Source organism: Clostridium puniceum, from assembly GCF_002006345.1.
Taxonomy (GTDB): domain Bacteria; phylum Bacillota; class Clostridia; order Clostridiales; family Clostridiaceae; genus Clostridium; species Clostridium puniceum.
Genome location: NZ_LZZM01000032.1, coordinates 22,045 through 42,878, shown reverse-complemented (window position 1 = coordinate 42,878; position 20,834 = coordinate 22,045). Strand labels below are relative to the sequence as shown.

At 28.7% G+C, this 20,834-nt stretch carries 19 protein-coding genes; 17 read left to right on the top strand and 2 right to left on the bottom strand.

Going from position 1 to position 20,834, the window contains the following annotated elements; genetic code table 11:
- Positions 1-196 precede the first annotated feature (196 nt).
- Both CLPUN_RS02800 and murC read right to left on the bottom strand, forming a co-directional pair.
- Entirely contained in the window at positions 197-895 is a 699-nt protein-coding gene (locus tag CLPUN_RS02800; protein ID WP_077845852.1) for a metallophosphoesterase family protein, read from the bottom strand.
- A gap of 259 nt (positions 896-1,154) precedes the next feature.
- Positions 1,155-2,534, bottom strand: a complete 1,380-nt coding sequence (gene murC / locus CLPUN_RS02795; RefSeq protein WP_077845851.1) for a UDP-N-acetylmuramate--L-alanine ligase — start codon at positions 2,532-2,534, stop codon at positions 1,155-1,157.
- Positions 2,535-2,802: 268 nt separating this feature from the next.
- Here murC and purR point away from each other — a divergent pair, with 268 nt between their 5' ends.
- The 17 genes from purR (at position 2,803) to CLPUN_RS02710 (ending at position 20,809) form a co-directional block, all read left to right on the top strand.
- On the top strand, positions 2,803-3,618 hold the full coding sequence (gene purR, locus CLPUN_RS02790; RefSeq protein WP_077845850.1) for a pur operon repressor: 816 nt from the start codon (positions 2,803-2,805) through the stop codon (positions 3,616-3,618).
- A 229-nt stretch (positions 3,619-3,847) separates the two neighbouring features.
- On the top strand, positions 3,848-4,123 hold the full coding sequence (spoVG, locus tag CLPUN_RS02785) for a septation regulator SpoVG (RefSeq protein ID WP_077845849.1): 276 nt from the start codon (positions 3,848-3,850) through the stop codon (positions 4,121-4,123).
- A gap of 214 nt (positions 4,124-4,337) precedes the next feature.
- Positions 4,338-5,705, top strand: coding sequence for a bifunctional UDP-N-acetylglucosamine diphosphorylase/glucosamine-1-phosphate N-acetyltransferase GlmU (gene glmU, locus CLPUN_RS02780; protein WP_077845848.1), 1,368 nt, complete (start codon positions 4,338-4,340; stop codon positions 5,703-5,705).
- A gap of 48 nt (positions 5,706-5,753) precedes the next feature.
- Positions 5,754-6,719: a ribose-phosphate diphosphokinase gene (locus CLPUN_RS02775; RefSeq protein ID WP_077845846.1), complete on the top strand. Its 966-nt coding sequence runs from the start codon at positions 5,754-5,756 to the stop codon at positions 6,717-6,719.
- Positions 6,720-6,888: 169 nt separating this feature from the next.
- Positions 6,889-7,575 carry a response regulator transcription factor gene (locus CLPUN_RS02770; protein WP_077845843.1) on the top strand — a complete coding sequence of 229 codons (687 nt, stop codon included), beginning with the start codon at positions 6,889-6,891 and terminating at the stop codon, positions 7,573-7,575.
- Positions 7,576-9,003 (top strand): HAMP domain-containing sensor histidine kinase, encoded by a 1,428-nt coding sequence (locus CLPUN_RS02765; protein WP_077845841.1) that lies wholly within the window; start codon positions 7,576-7,578, stop codon positions 9,001-9,003.
- A gap of 12 nt (positions 9,004-9,015) precedes the next feature.
- Positions 9,016-9,591 (top strand): aminoacyl-tRNA hydrolase, encoded by a 576-nt coding sequence (pth, locus tag CLPUN_RS02760; RefSeq protein ID WP_077845840.1) that lies wholly within the window; start codon positions 9,016-9,018, stop codon positions 9,589-9,591.
- A gap of 15 nt (positions 9,592-9,606) precedes the next feature.
- Positions 9,607-13,107: a transcription-repair coupling factor gene (mfd, locus tag CLPUN_RS02755; RefSeq protein WP_077845839.1), complete on the top strand. Its 3,501-nt coding sequence runs from the start codon at positions 9,607-9,609 to the stop codon at positions 13,105-13,107.
- A gap of 199 nt (positions 13,108-13,306) precedes the next feature.
- Positions 13,307-14,296, top strand: a complete 990-nt coding sequence (locus CLPUN_RS02750; RefSeq protein WP_077845838.1) for a peptidylprolyl isomerase — start codon at positions 13,307-13,309, stop codon at positions 14,294-14,296.
- A gap of 630 nt (positions 14,297-14,926) precedes the next feature.
- Positions 14,927-15,475 (top strand): stage V sporulation protein T, encoded by a 549-nt coding sequence (gene spoVT / locus CLPUN_RS02745; RefSeq protein WP_077845837.1) that lies wholly within the window; start codon positions 14,927-14,929, stop codon positions 15,473-15,475.
- Positions 15,476-15,572: 97 nt separating this feature from the next.
- A complete protein-coding gene (locus tag CLPUN_RS02740; protein ID WP_077845836.1) occupies positions 15,573-17,108 on the top strand; it encodes a putative polysaccharide biosynthesis protein in 1,536 nt (511 codons plus the stop codon).
- Positions 17,109-17,125: 17 nt separating this feature from the next.
- Positions 17,126-18,577 (top strand): bifunctional methyltransferase/pyrophosphohydrolase YabN, encoded by a 1,452-nt coding sequence (gene yabN / locus CLPUN_RS02735; RefSeq protein ID WP_077845835.1) that lies wholly within the window; start codon positions 17,126-17,128, stop codon positions 18,575-18,577.
- Between the two features lie 219 nt (positions 18,578-18,796).
- Complete coding sequence (locus CLPUN_RS02730; RefSeq protein ID WP_077845834.1) at positions 18,797-19,072, top strand: HU family DNA-binding protein; 276 nt, start codon at positions 18,797-18,799, stop codon at positions 19,070-19,072.
- Positions 19,073-19,139: 67 nt separating this feature from the next.
- Positions 19,140-19,400 carry an RNA-binding S4 domain-containing protein gene (locus CLPUN_RS02725; protein ID WP_077845833.1) on the top strand — a complete coding sequence of 87 codons (261 nt, stop codon included), beginning with the start codon at positions 19,140-19,142 and terminating at the stop codon, positions 19,398-19,400.
- A gap of 346 nt (positions 19,401-19,746) precedes the next feature.
- Complete coding sequence (gene yabP, locus CLPUN_RS02720) at positions 19,747-20,040, top strand: sporulation protein YabP (protein WP_077845832.1); 294 nt, start codon at positions 19,747-19,749, stop codon at positions 20,038-20,040.
- A 6-nt stretch (positions 20,041-20,046) separates the two neighbouring features.
- The gene (gene yabQ, locus CLPUN_RS02715; RefSeq protein WP_077845831.1) at positions 20,047-20,439 is read left to right on the top strand and encodes a spore cortex biosynthesis protein YabQ; all 393 of its coding nucleotides are present in this window, start codon (positions 20,047-20,049) and stop codon (positions 20,437-20,439) included.
- 76 nt (positions 20,440-20,515) lie between these two features.
- Positions 20,516-20,809: an FtsB family cell division protein gene (locus tag CLPUN_RS02710; RefSeq protein WP_077845830.1), complete on the top strand. Its 294-nt coding sequence runs from the start codon at positions 20,516-20,518 to the stop codon at positions 20,807-20,809.
- The last annotated feature ends 25 nt before the right edge of the window (positions 20,810-20,834 follow it).

The window sequence follows — 20,834 nt, the reverse complement described above, 5'->3', positions numbered from 1 at the left end:
ATTTGACTTTACTGAAGATTATTTCTGGTAACATATTATATGAGAAAAGAGACAAAATTTAATATCGATGAAATAAAATCTCATCGATATTAATATAACCTACTACGTTTAATTATAAATAGATTTTACAATATTTTTCTTATTAATGCAACTAAATAGCATGCTTTCAATACAATTATAGGAAAAGCTTGTCTAATTATTCTAATCCACTTTCAAAACTTTGTATTAATTCTGTTGGGAAATTCAAGTCGGTCATATCCTTAACAATTTTTTTGAAATCATAAGGAATTTCTTTTATTTCAGCTGATATTCCAGTTTTTTCATTAATATTTAAAAGACAATAAGTGATATTTGGACGACCAATCTTAGGTTTTCCAACACTACCGCAATTTATATATAGTTTATTAGTGAACTCTTTAATGTCAGGCAGATGAGTATGTGCACAAAGTAAAATATCTTCATTAATAGAATTCATAATATCAAGAGTATTGTATGCATCTTTTAAAAGATATTCATTAATTTTATTAGGACTTCCATGAACAAATAATAAATTCTTGCCTGCAATATTTAAAGTTATGGCTGAGGGTAAGTTTTGAAGAAATATTCTATTGTTTTCTGTCAATTCATTAACAGTCCAAGGCAGAGAAAAACTGTTGAGATTAGTTTCTCTTATATAAGAGTATTCATTGTCAACAACTGAACTATCATAATTGCCCTTTATACAAAGAATATGTCTGCTTCTAATCATAGAAATTACTTGATTTGGATACGGACCATAACCAACTAAATCACCTAAGCAAATAATTGTGTCCACATTTTCCTTAACTACATTTTCTAAAAGTGTAGAAAAAGCATCAATATTACCATGAATATCTGATATTACTGCTATTTTCATAAGTATTCCTCCGAGAATAATCATATTATTAAAGATATATTATATATATTGCAAAATGATTCTTTTATAAAATTTGCATCTGTATACTTGATTCTATTCAGATTTTTAATTGCAATGATATATTAAAAAAATTACTATTTTGTATGCTTTAATTTAAATATTTTATTGAAAAGCCATTATTAATAGTGCAAAAATAATCTGTGCTAAAATTAGTTAATATGAATTCATATTGTTGAATAGTTAAAATCAAAAAATATTTTTAAGCTTCTAAAAATTTTTCGCCAACAATAACTACATCACCAGCACCTACTGTTAATAATAAATCACCAGCTTTAAGCTTTGATTTTACATAAGCTAATGCTTCATCATGTGAATGGACATTAGTACATTTTACATCTTTGCTTCTTATAGCATCTCCAAGTTCATCAGAAGATACAAGTCCTGTATTTTTTTCACGAGCAGCATAAATATCCATTAATATAAGTTCATCAGCATCATTGAAACATTCTGTAAATTCATTAAATAAAGATTTTGTTCTAGTGTAAGTATGTGGTTGAAATATACAGTAAGTCTTATTATGCTTAATTTGTTTTGCTGTACTTAATGTTGCTTTTATTTCTGTAGGGTGGTGTGCGTAATCATCAATTATAGTAACACCATTTAATTCGCCCTTATATTCAAATCTCTTATGAGCACCTTTGCAATTTGATAAACCTTTAATTATGCTTTCGTCAGAAATATTAAAGATAATTGAAACACATACAGTTGCAAGAGCATTTAACACATTATGCTTACCAGGCACGTTTAAAGTAAGTGTAAGTATTTTTTTATTATGATTATACACATCGAAAGTTGCACAGCCATTTTTATTAAAAATAATATTTTTTGCAGTAACATCTGCAGTTTCATCAAAGCCATAACTTAAAGTATTGCAATCTGCTTTTGATAGGATTTTTTTTACTCTGAAATCATCTTCATAGCCTATAAGATAGCCATCCTTAGGAATAAGCTTAGAGAATTGTAAGAAAGTATCAGCAATATCATCTATATCTTTATAACAATCTAAGTGGTCAGCATCGATGTTTAAGATTATTCCGACATAAGGGAAGAATTTTAAGAACGAACGCTTATATTCACAGGCTTCAGTTAAGAAGTATTCACTATTACCTATTCTGAAGTTTCCACCAATTGCATCTAATTCACCACCAATTAAAATAGTAGGATCTAAATTTCCAGCAAGTGTAACATGAGAAAGCATCGAGGTACATGTAGTTTTTCCATGGGTACCTGTGACTGCTACATTATATTTATGAACTTTCATAATTTGACCTAAGAATTCAGCTCTGTCCATCAATGAAATATTTTTATCTTTAGCTTCTAAAAGTTCAGCGTTATCAGAAGGGATTGCAGCTGTATAAACCACTAAATCTACATTTTTGATATTTTCTCTTTTATGTCCTATGTAAACTTCGGCACCTGAAGCTTTCAACTTTTCAATAATTGGAGAATTTTTAAAATCTGAACCTGACACCTTAAATCCGCTGTTTAATAAAACAGCAGCAAGTCCACTCATGCTAATTCCACCAATACCAATAAAATGAATTTTCTTATCTTTATCTTTTATAAAATCGAAAGACAAACGATCAACTCCTTTTTAATTAATAAAACTACAAACTAAATTAAAGTTCTAGCCTTATGCTTTAACTATAATTATATACATTTTTCTAAAAATCAACCATAGAAAAAATTAAATACATAATATTTTATGCATATTTATCATATTTGTGAACAAGTTAGAAGGAAATACAAAAACATTTATAATTAAAACATTGATATTAACTTGAATTTAGCATAAAATATGAATATTAAAGGGATTTAATATAAAAAAATTCGTGTAGGTGATTAATATGGAGAAATTTACGAGAAATAAAAGGGTAGTTGCTATAACAAAAATCTTATTGGAAAATCCTAATAAAATACTAGGCCTAAATAAATTTTCAGAATTATTAAATGCGGCAAAGTCTACTATAAGTGAAGATATAGTTGTTATTCGTGAAGTCTTAGAAATGCTTGAAATGGGTAAGATTGAAACAATTGCAGGAGTTGCAGGCGGCATAAAATACATTCCTCAAAGCGGTGAAGAAGAAAAGAAAGCTTTTGCAATAGAAATATGTAAACAATTAAGTGATGACGGCAGAGTTATTCCAGGAAACATAATATATATGACAGATTTAATGTACAATCCTAAAATAATAAGTAAAGCTGGAGTTATGCTTTCATCCTGCTTTAAAGATAAAGAAGTTGATTATGTAATAACTGTAGAAACAAAGGGAATTCCTCTAGCTTACGAAGTAGCTAGGAATTTAGGAGTTCAATTGGTTATTGCAAGAAGAGATAATCAAGCAACAGAAGGGCCAACTGTTACTATAAATTATGTTTCAGGTAGTAATGGAAGATTGCAACAAATGGCATTATCCAAAAAATCCATGAAGCCAGCTAGTAAATGTATATTTATTGACGACTTTATGAAAGGTGGAGGAACTGCTGTTGGAATTAAGGATTTACTAAAGGAGTTTGACAGTGAATTAGTTGGAATTGGAGTTTTAGTAGATAATAAGCAAATAGAAAAAAAATTAGTTGATGAATATGTTTCTATTGTAGAGTTGAAAGCAGTAGACAAATCAGCAATTACAGGAATACAATCTTCAAAGGCATTTTCATAATTTATAAATATAAGTTTTATTGTATTCTACACTATATATAGTTTGCATAAATTAAGGAGATTTTTCAAAGTATAGAATGGTACTATCTCTTGTATGTAATGTTTTACAAAAATTCACCACAGAAATAAATTTTATAAGGATTTATCAAATATAAAAAAGGAATTTAGGAATTTGTGGAGAATTTATTATTTATTAAATATTTTTTAAGCAACTGGGAGGGTGGAGTAAAATGCAAATTACAGACGTTAGAATTAGAAAGATTGCCTCAGAAGGTAAAATGAAAGGAATAGTTTCTGTTACATTTGATAATGAATTTGTAATTCATGATATCAAGGTTATAGAGGGTCAAGCTGGTTTATTTATTGCTATGCCTAGTAGGAAAACGCCAGATGGAGAATTTAAGGATATAGCTCACCCAATAAACACAGAAGCAAGAGAAAAAATTCAAACTGCAATTTTAGAAGCTTATGATAAAGCTGTTTCAGAAGAAGTTGTAGAAGGGTAAGGATTTGGAGGAACAAGAGGAAGTTTATACACTTCCTCTTGTTTCAGTGTAAGGAAAAAGCTAACTAAAAAATGGTTTTAACAAGGAAATATTGAGAGGCTATTGGGTTGAAATAAGTATAGATTTCCAATATAATTAAATTAATTTGATATGAATATTTAATACGCTATTCTTATTGATTAATCGTATTAATATAAATGAGGTGTGATATATAATGTATAAATGTGCATTGGTTTTAGCAGCAGGCCAAGGTAAAAGAATAAAATCAGATTTACCTAAGGTACTACATAAAGTATGTGGTAAGGAAATGTTAAAACATGTTATAGATTCTATAAGAAAATCAGGAATTGATGATATAGATGTAATTATAGGTAAAGGTGCTGAAATCGTAAAAGAAAGAACGTCAGATAAGAATGTATCTTATTCATTACAAGTTGAACAATTAGGTACTGGGCATGCTGTTAAGTGTGCAGAAGAGTTCTTAAGAGGAAAGAAAGGAGTAGTTGCAGTTTTTACAGGTGATACTCCTTTAATAAAGCAATCCACTATTGAAAGATTATTTAACGATCATATTCAAAACAAAAATGCAGCAACTGTTTTAACTGCAATTGTTGATGACCCAACTGGTTATGGAAGAATTGTAAGGGAAAAAAATGAAGTGTTAAAAATTGTAGAACATAAGGATTGTAATGAAGAAGAACTTAAAATTAACGAGATGAATTCAGGAATATATTGTTTTGATATTGAATTATTAGTAAATGCTTTAGATAAGTTGAAAAACGACAATGAGCAAGGTGAATACTATCTTACAGATGTTATAGAAATCTTAAAATCTAAAAATGAAATAGTAGGTGCTGTTATAACAGATTATGAGGAAACTATTGGGGTAAATTCTAGAGTTCAATTAGCCCAAGCAGAAGAAATTCTTAAAAATAGAATAAATCTTATGCATATGGAAAATGGAATTACATTAATTGATCCTAAAACAACATATATAGGTATTGATGTTGAAATAGGAAAGGATACAATAATATATCCTAATAATATTTTAGAAGGTAATACAAAGATAGGAAGTAACTGCTTGCTTTATCAAAATTCAAGAATTGCAGATAGTATTATTGGCGATGAAGTAGATATTCAATCTTCAGTTATATTAAATAGTAATATTGGAGATAATACAACGGTTGGGCCTTTTGCATATATAAGACCTGAAACTACAATAGGAAAACATGCTAGGATTGGAGACTTTGTAGAAATAAAGAAATCAACTATTGGTGATGGAACTAAAGTATCTCACTTGACTTATATAGGTGATGCAGAGGTTGGCTCAGAATGTAATTTTGGATGTGGAACAGTAGTTGTAAATTATGATGGCAAAAATAAATATAAGACTATTATTGGAGACCATAGCTTTATAGGTTGTAATACGAATTTAGTATCACCGGTTACAATACAAGATAATACATATATTGCAGCAGGATCAACTATCACATCAGAAGTAAAAGAGGGTGATCTTGCAATTGCAAGGGCTAAACAAAGAAATATTAGTGGATGGGTAAATAAAAAAGGATTGAAGAAATAAAATTTTTATTATAAATCAACTAAAAACTTTAAGGGGGTCTTCTTAATTATGATAACTCATGGAAGAAATATAAAAGTATTTACTGGAAATTCACATTTTCAATTAGCAGAAGATGTAGCTGATATATTAGGAGTTCCAGTAGGAAAGTCTAAAGTTTCAACCTTTAGTGATGGAGAGATATCTGTTGATATTAATGAGACTGTTAGAGGCAATGATGTGTTCATAGTACAATCCACTTCGGCACCTGTTAATAATAATCTTATGGAACTATTAATAATGATTGATGCATTTAAGAGAGCATCAGCGGGTAGAATTACAGCAGTTATACCTTATTATGGATATGCTAGACAGGATAGAAAGGTTAAGGCTAGGGATCCAATAACCGCAAAGCTAGTTGCTGATTTATTAACTTCAGCAGGAGCAAACAGGGTTTTAACTATGGATTTACATGCAGCACAAATTCAAGGATACTTTAATATTCCGGTAGATCATTTACTTGGAGCACCAATACTTGCAGAACATTTTATATCAAAAGGGCTAATAGATCAAGAGGATTTAGTTGTAGTTTCACCAGACTTAGGAAGTGTGACTAGAGCGAGGAAATTTGCGGATAATTTACATGCTCCAATAGCGATCATAGATAAAAGAAGACCAAAAGCAAATGTTTGTGAAATAATGAATATCATAGGAGATATAGAAGGCAAGAGATGCATATTGATTGATGATATGATAGATACTGCTGGAACTATTGCCAATGCAGCAAATGCACTTAAAGATCTAGGGGCTAAAAATGTATATGCTTGTTGTACTCATGGAGTATTATCAGGGCCAGCAATGGAAAGAATAAATAATTCAGCAATTGAAGAATTAGTAATGTTAAATACAATTCCATTAAGAGAAGACTTAGACAGTACTAAAATTACATCAATTTCGGTTGCACCATTGTTTGCAGAAGCAATAAAGAGAATTTACGATGACCAGCCAATAAGTAAATTGTTTGAATATGAACAGTAACAATTTTCATTTTAAAGGCCTTAATAAAAGAAAAAAGAATGTATATTTGTTCTATCAATTTAAGAGATAGTACAAATATATATTCTATTTTTTATTGGCTATAAGATATAATATATTTATGCTATATTATATGGTAATAATGTAGAATGAATTTAAGGAGGCAAAAGCAGTGGATGCGGTTACAGCAAAGGTTTTAATTGTAGATGATGATGAAAATATCAGTGAAGTAATAGATATGTACTTAAGAAGTTCAGGATATAATACAAAGATTGCATTAAATGGTAATGAAGCTCAAAGAGCATATTTAGAATATAATCCAGATATAGTCTTGCTTGATGTAATGATACCATACATAGATGGAATTGATATATTAAAATGGATAAGAAAACAAAAAGAAACACCAGTAATAATGATTACTGCAAAAGGAGATACCTTTGATAAGGTTTTAGCATTAGAGCTTGGTGCGGATGATTATATAGTAAAGCCTTTTGAACCTAAGGAATTATTGGCCAGGGTTAAAGCAGTACTCAGAAGATATTCTTCAGAAAATATTAAAAGTGAAATAATAAAACTAAGTGATTTAGTAATAGATTCAACTTCTTATAAAGTAATATATAATGATGAAGAAATAAAAATGCCGCCGAAAGAATTTGAATTGTTATATTATTTAGCAAGTAACAAAAATAAAGTTTTTACAAGGGAACAATTACTTTGTGAAGTTTGGGGATACGAATATCCAGGAGATTCTAGAACTGTAGATGTTCATATTAAAAGAGTAAGAGAAAAACTAAGTGCTGGAGAACAATGGAAAATTGAAACTGTATGGGGTGTTGGATATAAATTTGAGGTGAACTAAATGAGAAATGGTAGTTTACTTCAAAAATTAATAATGACATTTATAATTATTCTAACAATTGTTTTAGTTTCATTAGCATGGATATTATCTATGTGGTTTAGGGTATATTACTTTGCTGAAAAAAGGACACAATTTCAAAATGATGGTGAATATATATCCAAGGCAATTAAATTATATAATACTGAAAATAGTAAGGTAGAATTAGATAAATTGCAGGCAATATTAGATATGTCTAGTGTTGGAGCAAATTCGGAGATTAGTGTTTTAGATAAAACAGGATATATATATATTTACTCTAAAATTGAAAGTATTAATAAGGCAGAGGAAAAAATTAATATTTTAGAAAAGGATATAAAAACATTAACTAGTGGAAATCCAGTAGAATATATTAGCGATCGCTATACTTATATATATCCTGTAATGGAAAATGGTGAATTCAAGGGGTGTGTTGCAATGACGGCACCTTTATCAATAATAAATAAGCAGCTTCATAGAATATACTTAATTGTATGGATATCAGCTTTTGGTGCTGCATCTTTTGCAGCAGTAGTATTATCTTTAGTTTCTAAGAAAATATTAATTAATCCTTTAGCAGAAATAAATAATGCAGCTAAAAGATTTGCTAATGGTGAAGTTGATAAAAGAGTTTATGTAAGCTCACGAGATGAAATTGGTGAGTTAGGTAATTCATTTAATATAATGGCAGAATCTTTGGAGAAGGTTGAAAATAACAGAAGAGATTTTATATCTAATGTTTCACATGAATTAAGGTCTCCAATTACATCCATAAAAGGATTTATTGCAGGAATAATTGATGGGGTAATTCCCAAAGATAGAGAAGGGTATTATTTAGAGAGAGTTTATAGTGAAATAAAAAGACTTACACGACTAATCAATGATTTGCTAGATCTATCAGCTATCGAATCTGGTAAGCTGAAATTTGATGTGAAGAAATTAGATATTAATGAATTAATTAGAATGTGTGTTATAAATAATGAACAAAAGATAAGAGAAAAACAAATAAAATTAACAGTAGGGTTGCAAAAAGAAAAATGTTATGTGAAAGCTGATGAAGATAAAACGATGCAAGTTATAACTAATTTATTAGATAATGCTATTAAATATTGCGGCAATAAAGGAATTATAAGCATTAATACATATCATAGAGGCTCAAAAGTTTTTGTACAAATATATAATAATGGCCCTAAAATTGAAGAAGAAGAAATAAATCATATATGGGATAGATTTTATAAGTCAGATAAAGCGAGAACGAATAAGGTAAGTACTGGGCTTGGATTGCCTATAGTGAGGATGATACTCATGCAGCAAGGAGAAGAAGTGTGGGTTAAAAATAATCCCAATGTAGGAGTCACATTCACATTTTCACTTACAAAATTTAAAAATCACAGAAATAAACAAAGTCTTTAGGAGGAAAGTTATATGTTTTTAATAGTAGGTCTTGGAAATCCAGGAAGAGAATATGAAGATACAAGACATAATATTGGCTTTAAAGTCGTCGATAATATTGCCAGAGAGTATAATATTGAGATAAACAGGCAAAAATTTAAAGGTACATATGGTGAAGGATTTATAGATGGGGAAAAAATTATACTTTTAAAACCAACTACTTATATGAATTTAAGCGGAGAAAGCGTGAGAGAAGTAGTTGACTTTTATAATCTTGATAATGAGGATATTTTAGTTATATATGATGATATTAGTTTAGAAATAGGAACTTTAAGAATAAGGGAAAAGGGAAGTGCAGGTGGGCATAACGGAATAAAAAGTATTATAGCACATCTTGGTAGCGAAGTTTTTCCTAGAATAAAGGTAGGCGTAGGACAACCAGCGGGAGATTTAGTTAAATATGTTTTGGGTAAATTCACCAAGGAAGAGGCAGATGTTTTAAGTGAGAGTGTAAATGCATCAACTAAAGCAGCTAAAGAGATAATAAAAACTGATGCTAAAACAGCGATGAATCAATTTAATGGTTTTAAAGCAAATAAAACGATTTAAGGGAAGGTGCATGGAATGAGATTAAAAGGGTTATTAGAGCCCTTGGAGAATAGTACAGAATTTCAAAATATCATAAAAGGTGTTGAAAATAAAAAATATCCTATTGGGGTATATGGTTCATCAGAATCAGGTAGAGGATATATTATAGATGGGATTTTTGAGAGTCTTGATAAATCTATAATAATTGTCACTCAAAGTGATATGGAAGCAAAAAATCTTTATGAAGATTTGATATTGTACACCAATGAGGTATACTATTTTCCAGTGAAAGAAATGGTTTTCTATAGTATTGATGCTATTTCAGGCGATTTAAGATGGGAAAGATTAAAGGTAATAAATGAAATATTAAATAAGAAAAAGAAAATAGTAGTAACTTCAATAGATTCTTTTGCAGCTAAATATACTCCTCATAAGCTATTTGCAGAATATAGTATGAAGTTAAAAGAAGGCAGTGAAGTTAATCTTAAAGAACTATCTAAAAAATTAATCCAGTCTGGTTATGAAAGAGTGGAAATGGTAGAAGGAAAAGGTCAATTTTCATTAAGAGGTGGAATTTTAGATGTATTTCCAACATGTTCAACTTATCCATATAGAGTTGAACTTTTTGGTGATGAAATAGAATCAATTAGAACCTTCAATACAGAATCTCAACGAAGTATTGAAAAGGTAAAAAAAATAGAAATTTTCCCAGCAAAAGAAATAATAATATCTGAAGAAACTATAAAGCTTGGAAGTGATAAGCTTAGAGAAGAATTTGATAAAATTGCTTCAAATGATAAAGATAAAGAGAGAGTAGAGAAGTTAAGTAAAATATTAAATAAAAATTTAGAATCATTGGAAGAAGCTTCATCCTTCGAAACCATTGATAGTTATCTACCTTACTTTGTAAAGGAAGTAGAAAGTCTTTTTGATTATTTCAAGGACTATATTTTCATAGTAGATAATGTTCAAAGATGTAATGGTAAATTGGAATCTACATACTTAGAATTTCAAGAAAACTTTACTGCTTTTTCTCAAAGAGGAGATATATTTCCCGGGCAAGGAAATTTATTAATTGATAAAGATCAAGTTTTAGAAGCGTTTGAAGCTAAAAGTGTTATATTTTTTGAAGCTTTAACTAAAGCGGCGGATTGGCTTAGACCAAAGTCAACAGTAGAGATAGGTCAAGTGACCTTAAATAATTATCAAGGGCAATTGGATTTATTGATTGATGATATATTAAACAAAAAAAATGCTGGATATAAGACTTTAATCTTATCGGGAACAAGAGCTAGGGGGGAGCGTTTAGTAGGAACTTTAAGAGATAGAGGAATAGAAAGCATTTATAGAGATGATGTTGATAAAATTGAATACAGCGAAGTTGTAATAACTTTTGGTAATCAATTAAAAGGGTTTGAATATCCCGATTATAAGGTTTGTGTAATATCAGATAGAGAAGTTTTTGGAGAAGCAAAGAGGAAGCTTAAAAATAGAAAATCAAAGAAAAAAGGAATCTCTAAGATAAAGAGCTTTGCAGAGCTAAAGCCAGGAGATTATGTAGTTCATGCTAACCATGGAATTGGTGTATATAAAGGTATTAAGCAAATTGATGTTGGTGGACATAAGAGAGATTATTTAGATATTATATATGATAAAGGTGATAAACTTTATGTTCCTGTAGATCAGCTTGATTTAATTCAAAAATATATTGGGACAGAAGGCAAATCTCCTAAGGTTAATAAGCTCGGAAGTGCTGAATGGCAAAAGGCAAAGACAAAGGCTAGAAAATCAATCAATGAAATAGCGGAAGATTTAGTAAAATTGTATGCAATGAGAAGTACTGTAAAAGGACATAAATTTCCTAAAGATACTGAATGGCAAAAGCAATTTGAAGATGAATTTCCATTTGAAGAAACTCCAGATCAATTAACATCAATAGATGAAATAAAAGTGGATATGGAATCAGATAAACCGATGGATAGACTTTTATGCGGAGATGTTGGATATGGAAAGACAGAAGTTGCATTAAGAGCAGCCTTCAAAGCTGTTATGGATGGAAAGCAAGTTGCAATATTAGTACCAACAACTATTTTAGCAGAACAGCATTATAAAAATATAAAAAATAGATTTTCTGATTTTCCTATAAAAATAGATATGGTTAGTAGGTTTAGAACAGCAAAACAACAAAAAGAAATTTTGCAAAAGGCAAAAGAGGGAAATTTAGATATTTTAATAGGTACTCATAGACTAGTATCTAAGGATATACAATTTAAAGATTTAGGACTGTTAATAGTCGATGAAGAGCAAAGATTCGGAGTAAAACAAAAAGAAAAAATTAAAAATATTAAGAAAAATGTTGATGTTTTAACTTTAAGTGCAACTCCAATTCCAAGAACACTTCATATGTCATTAAGTGGGGTTAGGGATATTTCAGTTATAGAAACTCCACCGGAAGAGAGATATCCTATTCAAACATATGTTGTGGAGCAAAATGATCAGCTTATTAGAGATGCTATCCTAAGGGAAATAGGCAGAGGTGGTCAAGTTTATTTTGTATATAATAAAGTTGAAGACATTGAAAGAATGGCTAAGTATGTGCAAGCTTTAGTTCCAGAAAGCAAGGTTGGAATCGCTCATGGACAAATGGCAGAAAGACAGCTTGAGCAAGAAATGTATGATTTTATGTCAGAACAATATAATGTATTAGTTTGTACAACTATAATAGAAACAGGAATGGATATTCAAAATGTAAACACAATAATAATTTATAATTCAGATAAGATGGGACTTTCCCAGCTGTATCAATTAAGGGGTAGAGTAGGAAGATCTAATAGAATTGCATATGCATATCTTTTATATACTAAAGATAAGGTTTTAACAGAGATTGCAGAAAAGAGACTTAAGGCATTAAAAGATTTTACTGAATTAGGTTCTGGTTTTAAAATAGCTATGAGAGATTTAGAAATCAGAGGCGCTGGTAATATGATGGGTTCATCTCAACATGGACATATGGCATCTATAGGGTATGATTTATACTGTAGGATGCTTGAGGATACAGTTAAATTACTTAAGGGTGAAATTGAAAAGGAACCAATAGAAACAACTTTAGATATAAAGGTTGATGCATTTATATCAGAACGTTATATAGAAGATGAAATTCAAAAGATTGAGGTTTATAAAAAGATTGCAGTAATTGAAGGTTTAGATGATTACAACGATATAAGAGAAGAATTAGAAGATAGATATTCTAAGATACCTGAGCCTGTATATAACTTAATGGATATTGCATATATAAAGAGTCAGGCAAAGTCTATTTTTATAGAAGAAATAAAAGAAACTCCTAAGGAAATAATATTTAAATTTGCAGAGGGAGAGAGTGGATATAAGAAAATATTTAAAACATTAATGGAAAAGCACAAGAAGAGTGTTGCATTAAGATTTGGAACAAATCCTTATTTTGCTTTTAAATTAAAGGCTATAAAGAAAGAAAATAAATTGGAATTTTTAAAAGAAGTTCTTAATGACATAATATTGTAACAAACGTGTGTTATAAAGAAAGAGTGCCAACATAAAATTAGTGTAAAAAAATTGAATTATAAAAGTAATATTGATATACTAATGTTATGACTTTTTTACAGTATGAATGTTAAAGTAACTGTGGGTCAAGGTTACATATAATTTTTAAAAGCAGTTATTTTATAAAATGTTTAAATCTAGAATAAGCGAGGGGAAAATTTTGAAAAAAATAAAAAAAATTATTGCAGCGGCAGCTATATTAACAATTGCAGCATCAGCTATGGGCTGTAAGATGATTGAAAAAACACCGGAGGCGATACAAAAGACAGTTCTTGCAACAGTTGGAAGCGAAAAAATAACCAAAGGAGATTTTGATAAAGAAATTGCACCACAATTAAAGCAACAATTTGGTGATGATTATGCAACTAATGACAAGGTAAAGGATCAAGTAAAACAAGCTAAAACACAAGGATTAAATAGTCTAGTAACTCAAAACATACTTATCCAAAAAGCTACTGAGTTAAACTTAAAACCATCAGATGATGAGATAACTAAGCAAATTGATGAAACAATGAGTGGATATAAGACTCAATATCCAGAAGAAGGTCAATTTGAAGAGGCTTTAAAGCAAGCAGGGCTTACAGAAGATCAACTTAAAGATTCTTTAAAGAAAAGAATAATAATTGAAGCAGTTCAACAAGATATGGTAAAAGATATAACAGTTACAGATGATGATGTTCAAACATATTATAATGAAAATAAAGACACTCAATTTGCTGTAGGTGCAGGTGCAACAGCATCACATATATTAGTAGCAGATGAAGAAACAGCTAAAAATTTAAAGGCTAAATTAGATGCAGGTGCTGATTTTGCAACACTAGCTAAGGAAAATTCAACAGATCCAGGAAGTAAAGATAAAGGTGGTAGCTTAGGATTTGTAGCTTATAATTCAACACAATTAGTTACTGAATTTATGGATGGATTTAAGAATTTAAAAGAAGGCGAAGTTTCTCAGCCAGTAAAGAGTCAATTTGGATATCATTTAATTAAAGCTACTGGATTAAAAACTGCAGAAGTAACTCCATTAGATCAAGTTAAAGACCAAATTAAGCAAACATTATTACAACAAAAACAAACCACAGCTTTTAATTCTAAAGTAGAAGAATGGAAAACAGCGTTAAAAGTTAAAACTTACGAGGATCAATTATAATATTAAATGATAAATCTAAGGTTATTCGAGATAATTAATACTTATTTCAGAATGACCTTTTATTTTTGTGAAGGAATTATAAAATTTTAGTAATGTATAAGTTCAGATTAACAAAATTCATAGTCTCAAAATTAATTCTTTTATAAAATTTATATTCATATGCTTTATTCTAGATATATTTTCAATTAGAATTTATATGTATATAAGTTCTAATTAATTTACTACATTAAACTCTCATGTACATTAGATGAATATTAGCCAAGTGTAGGTAGTTTATTTATTAGAATATATATACTAAGTTAAAAACATATTATACATTAACTAAGTATTATTTAGATCATTTATCACAATATATATACGTGGTAATTTTAATTTTTCAATGAAACGAATTTATGAAAATTAATTTTAATATAGATTATTTTTGCAAAATATATATTTAAAGCACTAAATATATATTTTGAGTTTTATATTTTACATATAAGAAATTTGTCTCCAGATGCATTTTTAGCCACTTTGGACTGAAAAAATAAATTTAATATAAAATTTGCCTATAAGTGTATAAAATTTCTATAAATTCAAATAATAATATTGCAACTAATTATTAGAGTTTCAAAGGAGGTTATATAACCAATGAAGGCAACAGGAATTGTTAGAAGAATTGACGATCTAGGAAGAGTGGTAATACCAAAAGAAATAAGGAGAACCTTAAGAATAAGAGAAGGAGATCCGCTGGAGATTTTTACAGATAGAGATGGTGGTGTGATTCTAAAAAAATATTCTCCAATTGAAGAATTAACTAATTTTTCAAAAGAATATTGTGATAGCTTGCAACAAGTTATAGGTCATGTAGTCTTGATAGCTGATAAAGATGCATTTGTTTCTGTGAGTGGAGCACCAAAAAAAGAGTACATAGAAAGAAAGGTAAGTAGTGAGTTAGAAAAGATAATGGATGAAAGAAAGACTGTGTTATTAAATAAATCTAATAATGCAGTAATACCATTACACAATGATGATGATGAAGCAAATTATAACAGTCAAGTTATATCACCAATTATAGCTGAAGGTGATCAAATTGGTGCTGTAATTATTATTTCTAAAGAAGATGTAGAACTTGGCGAAGTTGAAACAAAGCTAGTTGAAACAGCAGCAGCATTTTTAGGAAAGCAAATGGAGCAATAATAATTATAATTTAATCACTAGATGAAAAATAAAAGGCATAATACCTCTAAACTTACAATAATAATTAATTAGTAACTTGTAAGTTTGGAGGTATTTTATGAATAAACAATCCCTAATAAAAGGGAGTATAATTCTTGGAGCCGCAGGAATATTAACTAGATTTTTAGGACTATTTTTTAGATGGCCGTTAATAATGTTAATAGGAGATGAAGGAATAGGATATTATCAAATGTCTTACCCATTATATATGTTTTTTATAGCAATGGCATCTGGAGTTCCTGTTGCAATTTCTAAAATGATATCAGAAAGGAATGCAACAAATGATATATATGGAAGCTTTGAAGTTATGAAGGAGTCTGCTATTTTAATGGCTATAATAGGTACAGGCACTACATTATCATTATTCTTCTTTGCAAAAGAAATAATAGTATTTTTAAAATGGGATACTAAAGCTTATTATTCATTAATAGGAATATCGTTTGCACCTATTGTAATATCTTTTCTAACTATATTTAGGGGTTTTTTTCAAGGGTTACAAAACATGACTCCGTCAGCTATATCCCAAATAATAGAGCAGCTTGGCAGAGTTATATTTGGTGTAGGACTTGCTGTAATTTTATTACCAAAGGGTATTGAATATTCAGCTGGGGGAGCAGCATTTGGTGCTACTGCAGGAGCAGTACTTGGAGGTTCGTATTTATATTCTAAATATAGGAATATAAAAAAACGTTATAAAATAAAAAACATAAAAATTAATACTGAAATATTAAACACCATATTAAAAATTGCAATTCCTATATCCTTAGGGACAACCGTTAGCAGTATTATGAATTTAATAGATTCAATTTTAGTTCCACAAAAACTTTTAGAAGCAGGACTTACAAAAACTCAAGCTACAATATTATATGCACAATTGACAGGCAAAGCCTCTGTTATTGTTAATATTCCACTTACTATTTCTATGGCAATTTGCACATCTTTAATTCCCATTATAGCTGAAGTTTCTATATTAAAGAAACAAAAAGAACTTAGGGCGAAAATAGATATTTCTATGAAAATGGCAACTATAATTGCAATTCCTTGTACTTTTGGACTTTTTTTTCTAGCAGAACCAATAATGAAATTTATATTTCCGGGAAGATTTGAGGGTATAGAAATATTAAAATATTTATCTTTGACCATTCCTTTTATAATAATTACTCAAACAACAACAGCTATTTTACAAGGAACAGGAAATTATATAATGCCCGTTATTAATTTACTAATGGGATGTGTAATTAAAATTGTATTAACAGAGATATTAGTTCCATTAGAGCAGTTTAACATATATGGAGCTGTTATAGCGAGTTTTGGAGCCTATACAATAGTAAGTATTTTGAATATAATAACTATGAAATATAAGTTGAGGATAAAACTTAATTTATATGAAATATTAATAAAACCAACATATGCATCAGTAATTATGATGTTATTCGTATTAATTAGTTATAATTTTGTATATAAAAATACAATAAGCAATGGAATATCTTGCTTAATATCTATATTTTTAGGTATGATAATATATATATCACTAATATTTGTACTTAAAATGTTTAACATTGAAGAAATAAGAAGTAGAATTAGAAAAAGGTAAAAAGGAGAGAACACCTAATGATTAAAATAGTAGGGTTAGGGCCAGGAGCTAAGGAAGCGTTGACTATAGGAACAATATGTGAAATTGAAAGCAATAAAAATATATTTTTGAGAACAGAAAAACACCCAACTGTAGATTATTTAAAAGAAAAGAATATTGTGTTTGGCACTTATGATAATGTTTATGAAAGTATAGGGAGCTTTGATGAAGTATATTTAAATATAGCGAATGATTTAATTAAAAAGCATGAAGAGTTGGGAAATTTAATTTATGCAGTACCAGGTCATCCGTTAGTTGCAGAAAAATCAGTGTTTAATTTAATAGAGCTATGTAAAGAAAATAATGTAGAGTATAAAATAATACCGGCAGTAAGCTTTATTGATGCTATGATTGAAGGGCTTAAAATTGATCCAATAGAAGGATTAAAGGTTATAGACTCTTTTGATATAGAGAATCAAATTTTAGATAAGAGAATAGGAACTATAATTACTCAAGTTTATAATCAATTAATAGCATCAGAAGTTAAATTAAAGCTATTGGAGCAGTATAATGATGAAACAGAAATATATTATGTAAGAGCAGCAGGAATAAAAGATCAAGAAAGTATAAGAAAAATACCATTATTTGAATTAGATATGCAGGATGATATAGATTACTTAACATCTATATATATTCCAAAGGACTTGAAAAATAAAAAAGATTTTAATGATTTATTATCTATAATAGAAACTTTAAGAAGTGAGGATGGATGTCCATGGGATAGGGAGCAAACTCATCAGTCTCTAAAAAAGGCATTAATAGAGGAAAGTTATGAAGTTATAGATGCTATAGATCAAGAAGAGGATGATTCTTTAATTGAAGAGCTTGGAGATGTTCTACTTCAAGTTGTTTTTCATGCATCTATCGGAAAAGAAGAAGGTTATTTTGATATAAGCGATATAGTAGAAGGAATATGTAACAAAATGATAAATAGACATCCACATGTTTTCAAAAAGGATAATGAATTAAATTCATCAGAAGAAGTATTGGAAAAATGGGATGAGCTTAAGAAAAAAGAAAAAGGATATAATAGCATTACTGAAGAAATGAAGGGAATAACAAAAGGATTACCAGCACTTTTAAGAGCACACAAGGTTCAAGAAAAAGCAAAAAGAGTTGGATTTGACTTTGAAGATGTAAATTTGGCTATAGATAAGGTAAAAGAAGAACTTAATGAAGTAATTGATGTATATAATACAGAAAATGTGGAAAAAATAAAAGAAGAACTAGGGGATTTATTCTTCTCATGTGTTAATGTTGCAAGGTTTTTAAAGATTGATGAAGAGATAGCTTTAAATTATACTATAGACAAGTTTATAAAAAGATTTGCATATATTGAGAAGATCGCAAAGGAAAAAAATATTGAAATAACTAATATGAATATGGAGGAAATGGATAAACTATGGGAAATTTCAAAAAAAATAGATTAATATGTGATTTAAATAAAGGAGTTTTCTAGTTTATGCAGAATAATAATTTATAAAGAACTATGTTGTAATGATTTATTGAATTATTTGGTTCCTTATAGGAAAAGAAATTGTTTTCCTATAGACGGCTGGCTGAAGAGGTTATATAATAAAGAAGTGCAATTTAGTACATAAAGAAAACAGTTAGAAAATATATAACTGGATTTTAAGGAGGATGTTATTGTGAATAAAGCAGAATTAATTACTAGCATGGCAGAAAAAAGTAAGTTAACAAAAAAGGATGCAGAATTGGCATTAAAAGCTTTAATTGAAAGTGTTGAAGAAACACTAGAAAAAGGTGAAAAGGTTCAATTAGTTGGTTTCGGAACATTCGAAACAAGAGAAAGAGCTGCTAGAGAAGGAAGAAACCCTAGAACTAAAGAAGTTATAAAGATTCCTGCAACAACAGTTCCAGTATTCAAAGCAGGTAAAGAATTCAAAGATAAAGTTAACAAGTAATATACAAGTTAACAGAGTAAATAAAGAACCCGAGTTTTCTCGGGTTTTTTTGATAAAGGAGAAAATTATGCGATTAGATAAGTATTTAAAGGTATCTCGTATCATAAAGAGAAGAACTGTAGCAAAAGAAATCAGTGAAAGTGGCCGTATATTAATAAATGATAAAGTAGCGAAACCTTCCACAAAAGTAAAAGAAGGAGACATAATTCAAATAACTTTTGCAAATAGAATATTAAAAGCAGAAATAATTAATATAGCAGAACATGTCAGAAAAGAAGATGCAAAGGAAATGTATTTAATTATTGAAGGAGAAGAAGATAAAGAGTAGAAAAATCGGAGTATTTATCTACTCTTTTCATATGTGATGGATTTTATAAATTCTTTTATTAATGGGAGATTATTTTTCATTTAGATATAATTAATTTGAAAGTTAATGCAAAAGAATATAAAGAGTTAAGAAAACTATTTTTTATGCATATATTTATTAGAATAATTCATAAAAATTCTACATTCTAAATTATAGTATATAAACATATATTGTATAAGGCACATTACGAAGAATAGTAGAACAATATATTTTTGTTACTTATGATGCTGTCTTTATAAAGTTTAGGAAGAAAAATTCAGATTATTATTTTTCACATATGTGAGAAGAAAGAATGGAGGAGTTTTTAATGGAGAAAAAAACAGAAAATAAGATTGATGATAATAAATCTAATTTAATGTTAGAAAATAGAAAAAAATTAACATTGAGTGGTGTTGTAGAAGTTATAAGTTTTGATGAGCAGAAAATAGATTTAACTACTAATTTAGGCAATTTAACTATTAAAGGCGAAGACTTAAAAATGAATAAATTAGATGTGCAAAATGGGGATGTTATAATTGCTGGAAGCATTTCATCTATGATATATAATGGAAAAGTATCAAAGAAAAGCAATGAGAGTATAATAAGTAAGTTGTTTAAGTAGGAATTTATGCCTTTAGGATTAAATATGCAAATTAATCTTGTTATGTATAGTTTGCTTGGCGGACTTATCGCAGGAGTATTATTTGATATATATAGAGTAGTAAGAGGGATAAACTCCATAAAAATATTGACGATAATACAAGACATATTATTTTGTATACTTATTGCTTTGGTTATTTTTACTTTTCTGTTATATACTAATTATGCTTTTCTAACTCCCTATGTATACATTCTTATAGTCAGCGCTCTATTAATATATTTTAGATTTATTAGTAAGTATGTTTATGCTAGTGAAATAGTAATAGCATGGACATTTTACAAATTAATAAGAATAATATTAAAAAATATATGTTATCCATTAAAAATAATTGTATATAAAATTACAGATAAAAGGAAATAAGAAAAAATTACTTGAATAATAGCAACATAGTGTTTACAATAGATATAAGAGAATTTATAAAATAGAGGTTCTATAGATGGGAAAAAAGTTAATATTAAAAAAAATAATAATTGCTGGATTTATTGTTTTCTTTGCTTTTAGTTATATTAGACAATGCATAACTATGAATAGAATTCAAAAGGAAATCGACAGTAAGCAGTCCCAATTAGATGAAGTTAAGCAAAAAAATGACAGACTTCAAGAGGAAGTTGAAAAGATTAATTCAGATTCAGCAGATTATCTTGAGAAGTTAGCAAGAGAAAGACTTGGAATGATTAAACCAGGAGAAAAAGTTGTTAATGGTGAGGTAACAGATAAAAGTTCCAATTAACTTTAAGTGTATAGAAAACTAATAA

Coding starts and splice junctions, on each gene's coding strand:
- yabN (WP_077845835.1), top strand. CDS start 17,126: ATGATTAAAATAGTAGGGTTAGGGCCAGGAGCTAAGGAAGCGTTGACT.
- CLPUN_RS02710 (WP_077845830.1), top strand. CDS start 20,516: ATGGGAAAAAAGTTAATATTAAAAAAAATAATAATTGCTGGATTTATT.
- purR (WP_077845850.1), top strand. CDS start 2,803: ATGGAGAAATTTACGAGAAATAAAAGGGTAGTTGCTATAACAAAAATC.
- pth (WP_077845840.1), top strand. CDS start 9,016: ATGTTTTTAATAGTAGGTCTTGGAAATCCAGGAAGAGAATATGAAGAT.
- CLPUN_RS02740 (WP_077845836.1), top strand. CDS start 15,573: ATGAATAAACAATCCCTAATAAAAGGGAGTATAATTCTTGGAGCCGCA.
- spoVT (WP_077845837.1), top strand. CDS start 14,927: ATGAAGGCAACAGGAATTGTTAGAAGAATTGACGATCTAGGAAGAGTG.
- CLPUN_RS02765 (WP_077845841.1), top strand. CDS start 7,576: ATGAGAAATGGTAGTTTACTTCAAAAATTAATAATGACATTTATAATT.
- CLPUN_RS02800 (WP_077845852.1), bottom strand. CDS start 895: ATGAAAATAGCAGTAATATCAGATATTCATGGTAATATTGATGCTTTT.
- mfd (WP_077845839.1), top strand. CDS start 9,607: ATGAGATTAAAAGGGTTATTAGAGCCCTTGGAGAATAGTACAGAATTT.
- glmU (WP_077845848.1), top strand. CDS start 4,338: ATGTATAAATGTGCATTGGTTTTAGCAGCAGGCCAAGGTAAAAGAATA.
- spoVG (WP_077845849.1), top strand. CDS start 3,848: ATGCAAATTACAGACGTTAGAATTAGAAAGATTGCCTCAGAAGGTAAA.
- yabQ (WP_077845831.1), top strand. CDS start 20,047: ATGCCTTTAGGATTAAATATGCAAATTAATCTTGTTATGTATAGTTTG.
- yabP (WP_077845832.1), top strand. CDS start 19,747: ATGGAGAAAAAAACAGAAAATAAGATTGATGATAATAAATCTAATTTA.
- CLPUN_RS02775 (WP_077845846.1), top strand. CDS start 5,754: ATGATAACTCATGGAAGAAATATAAAAGTATTTACTGGAAATTCACAT.
- CLPUN_RS02725 (WP_077845833.1), top strand. CDS start 19,140: ATGCGATTAGATAAGTATTTAAAGGTATCTCGTATCATAAAGAGAAGA.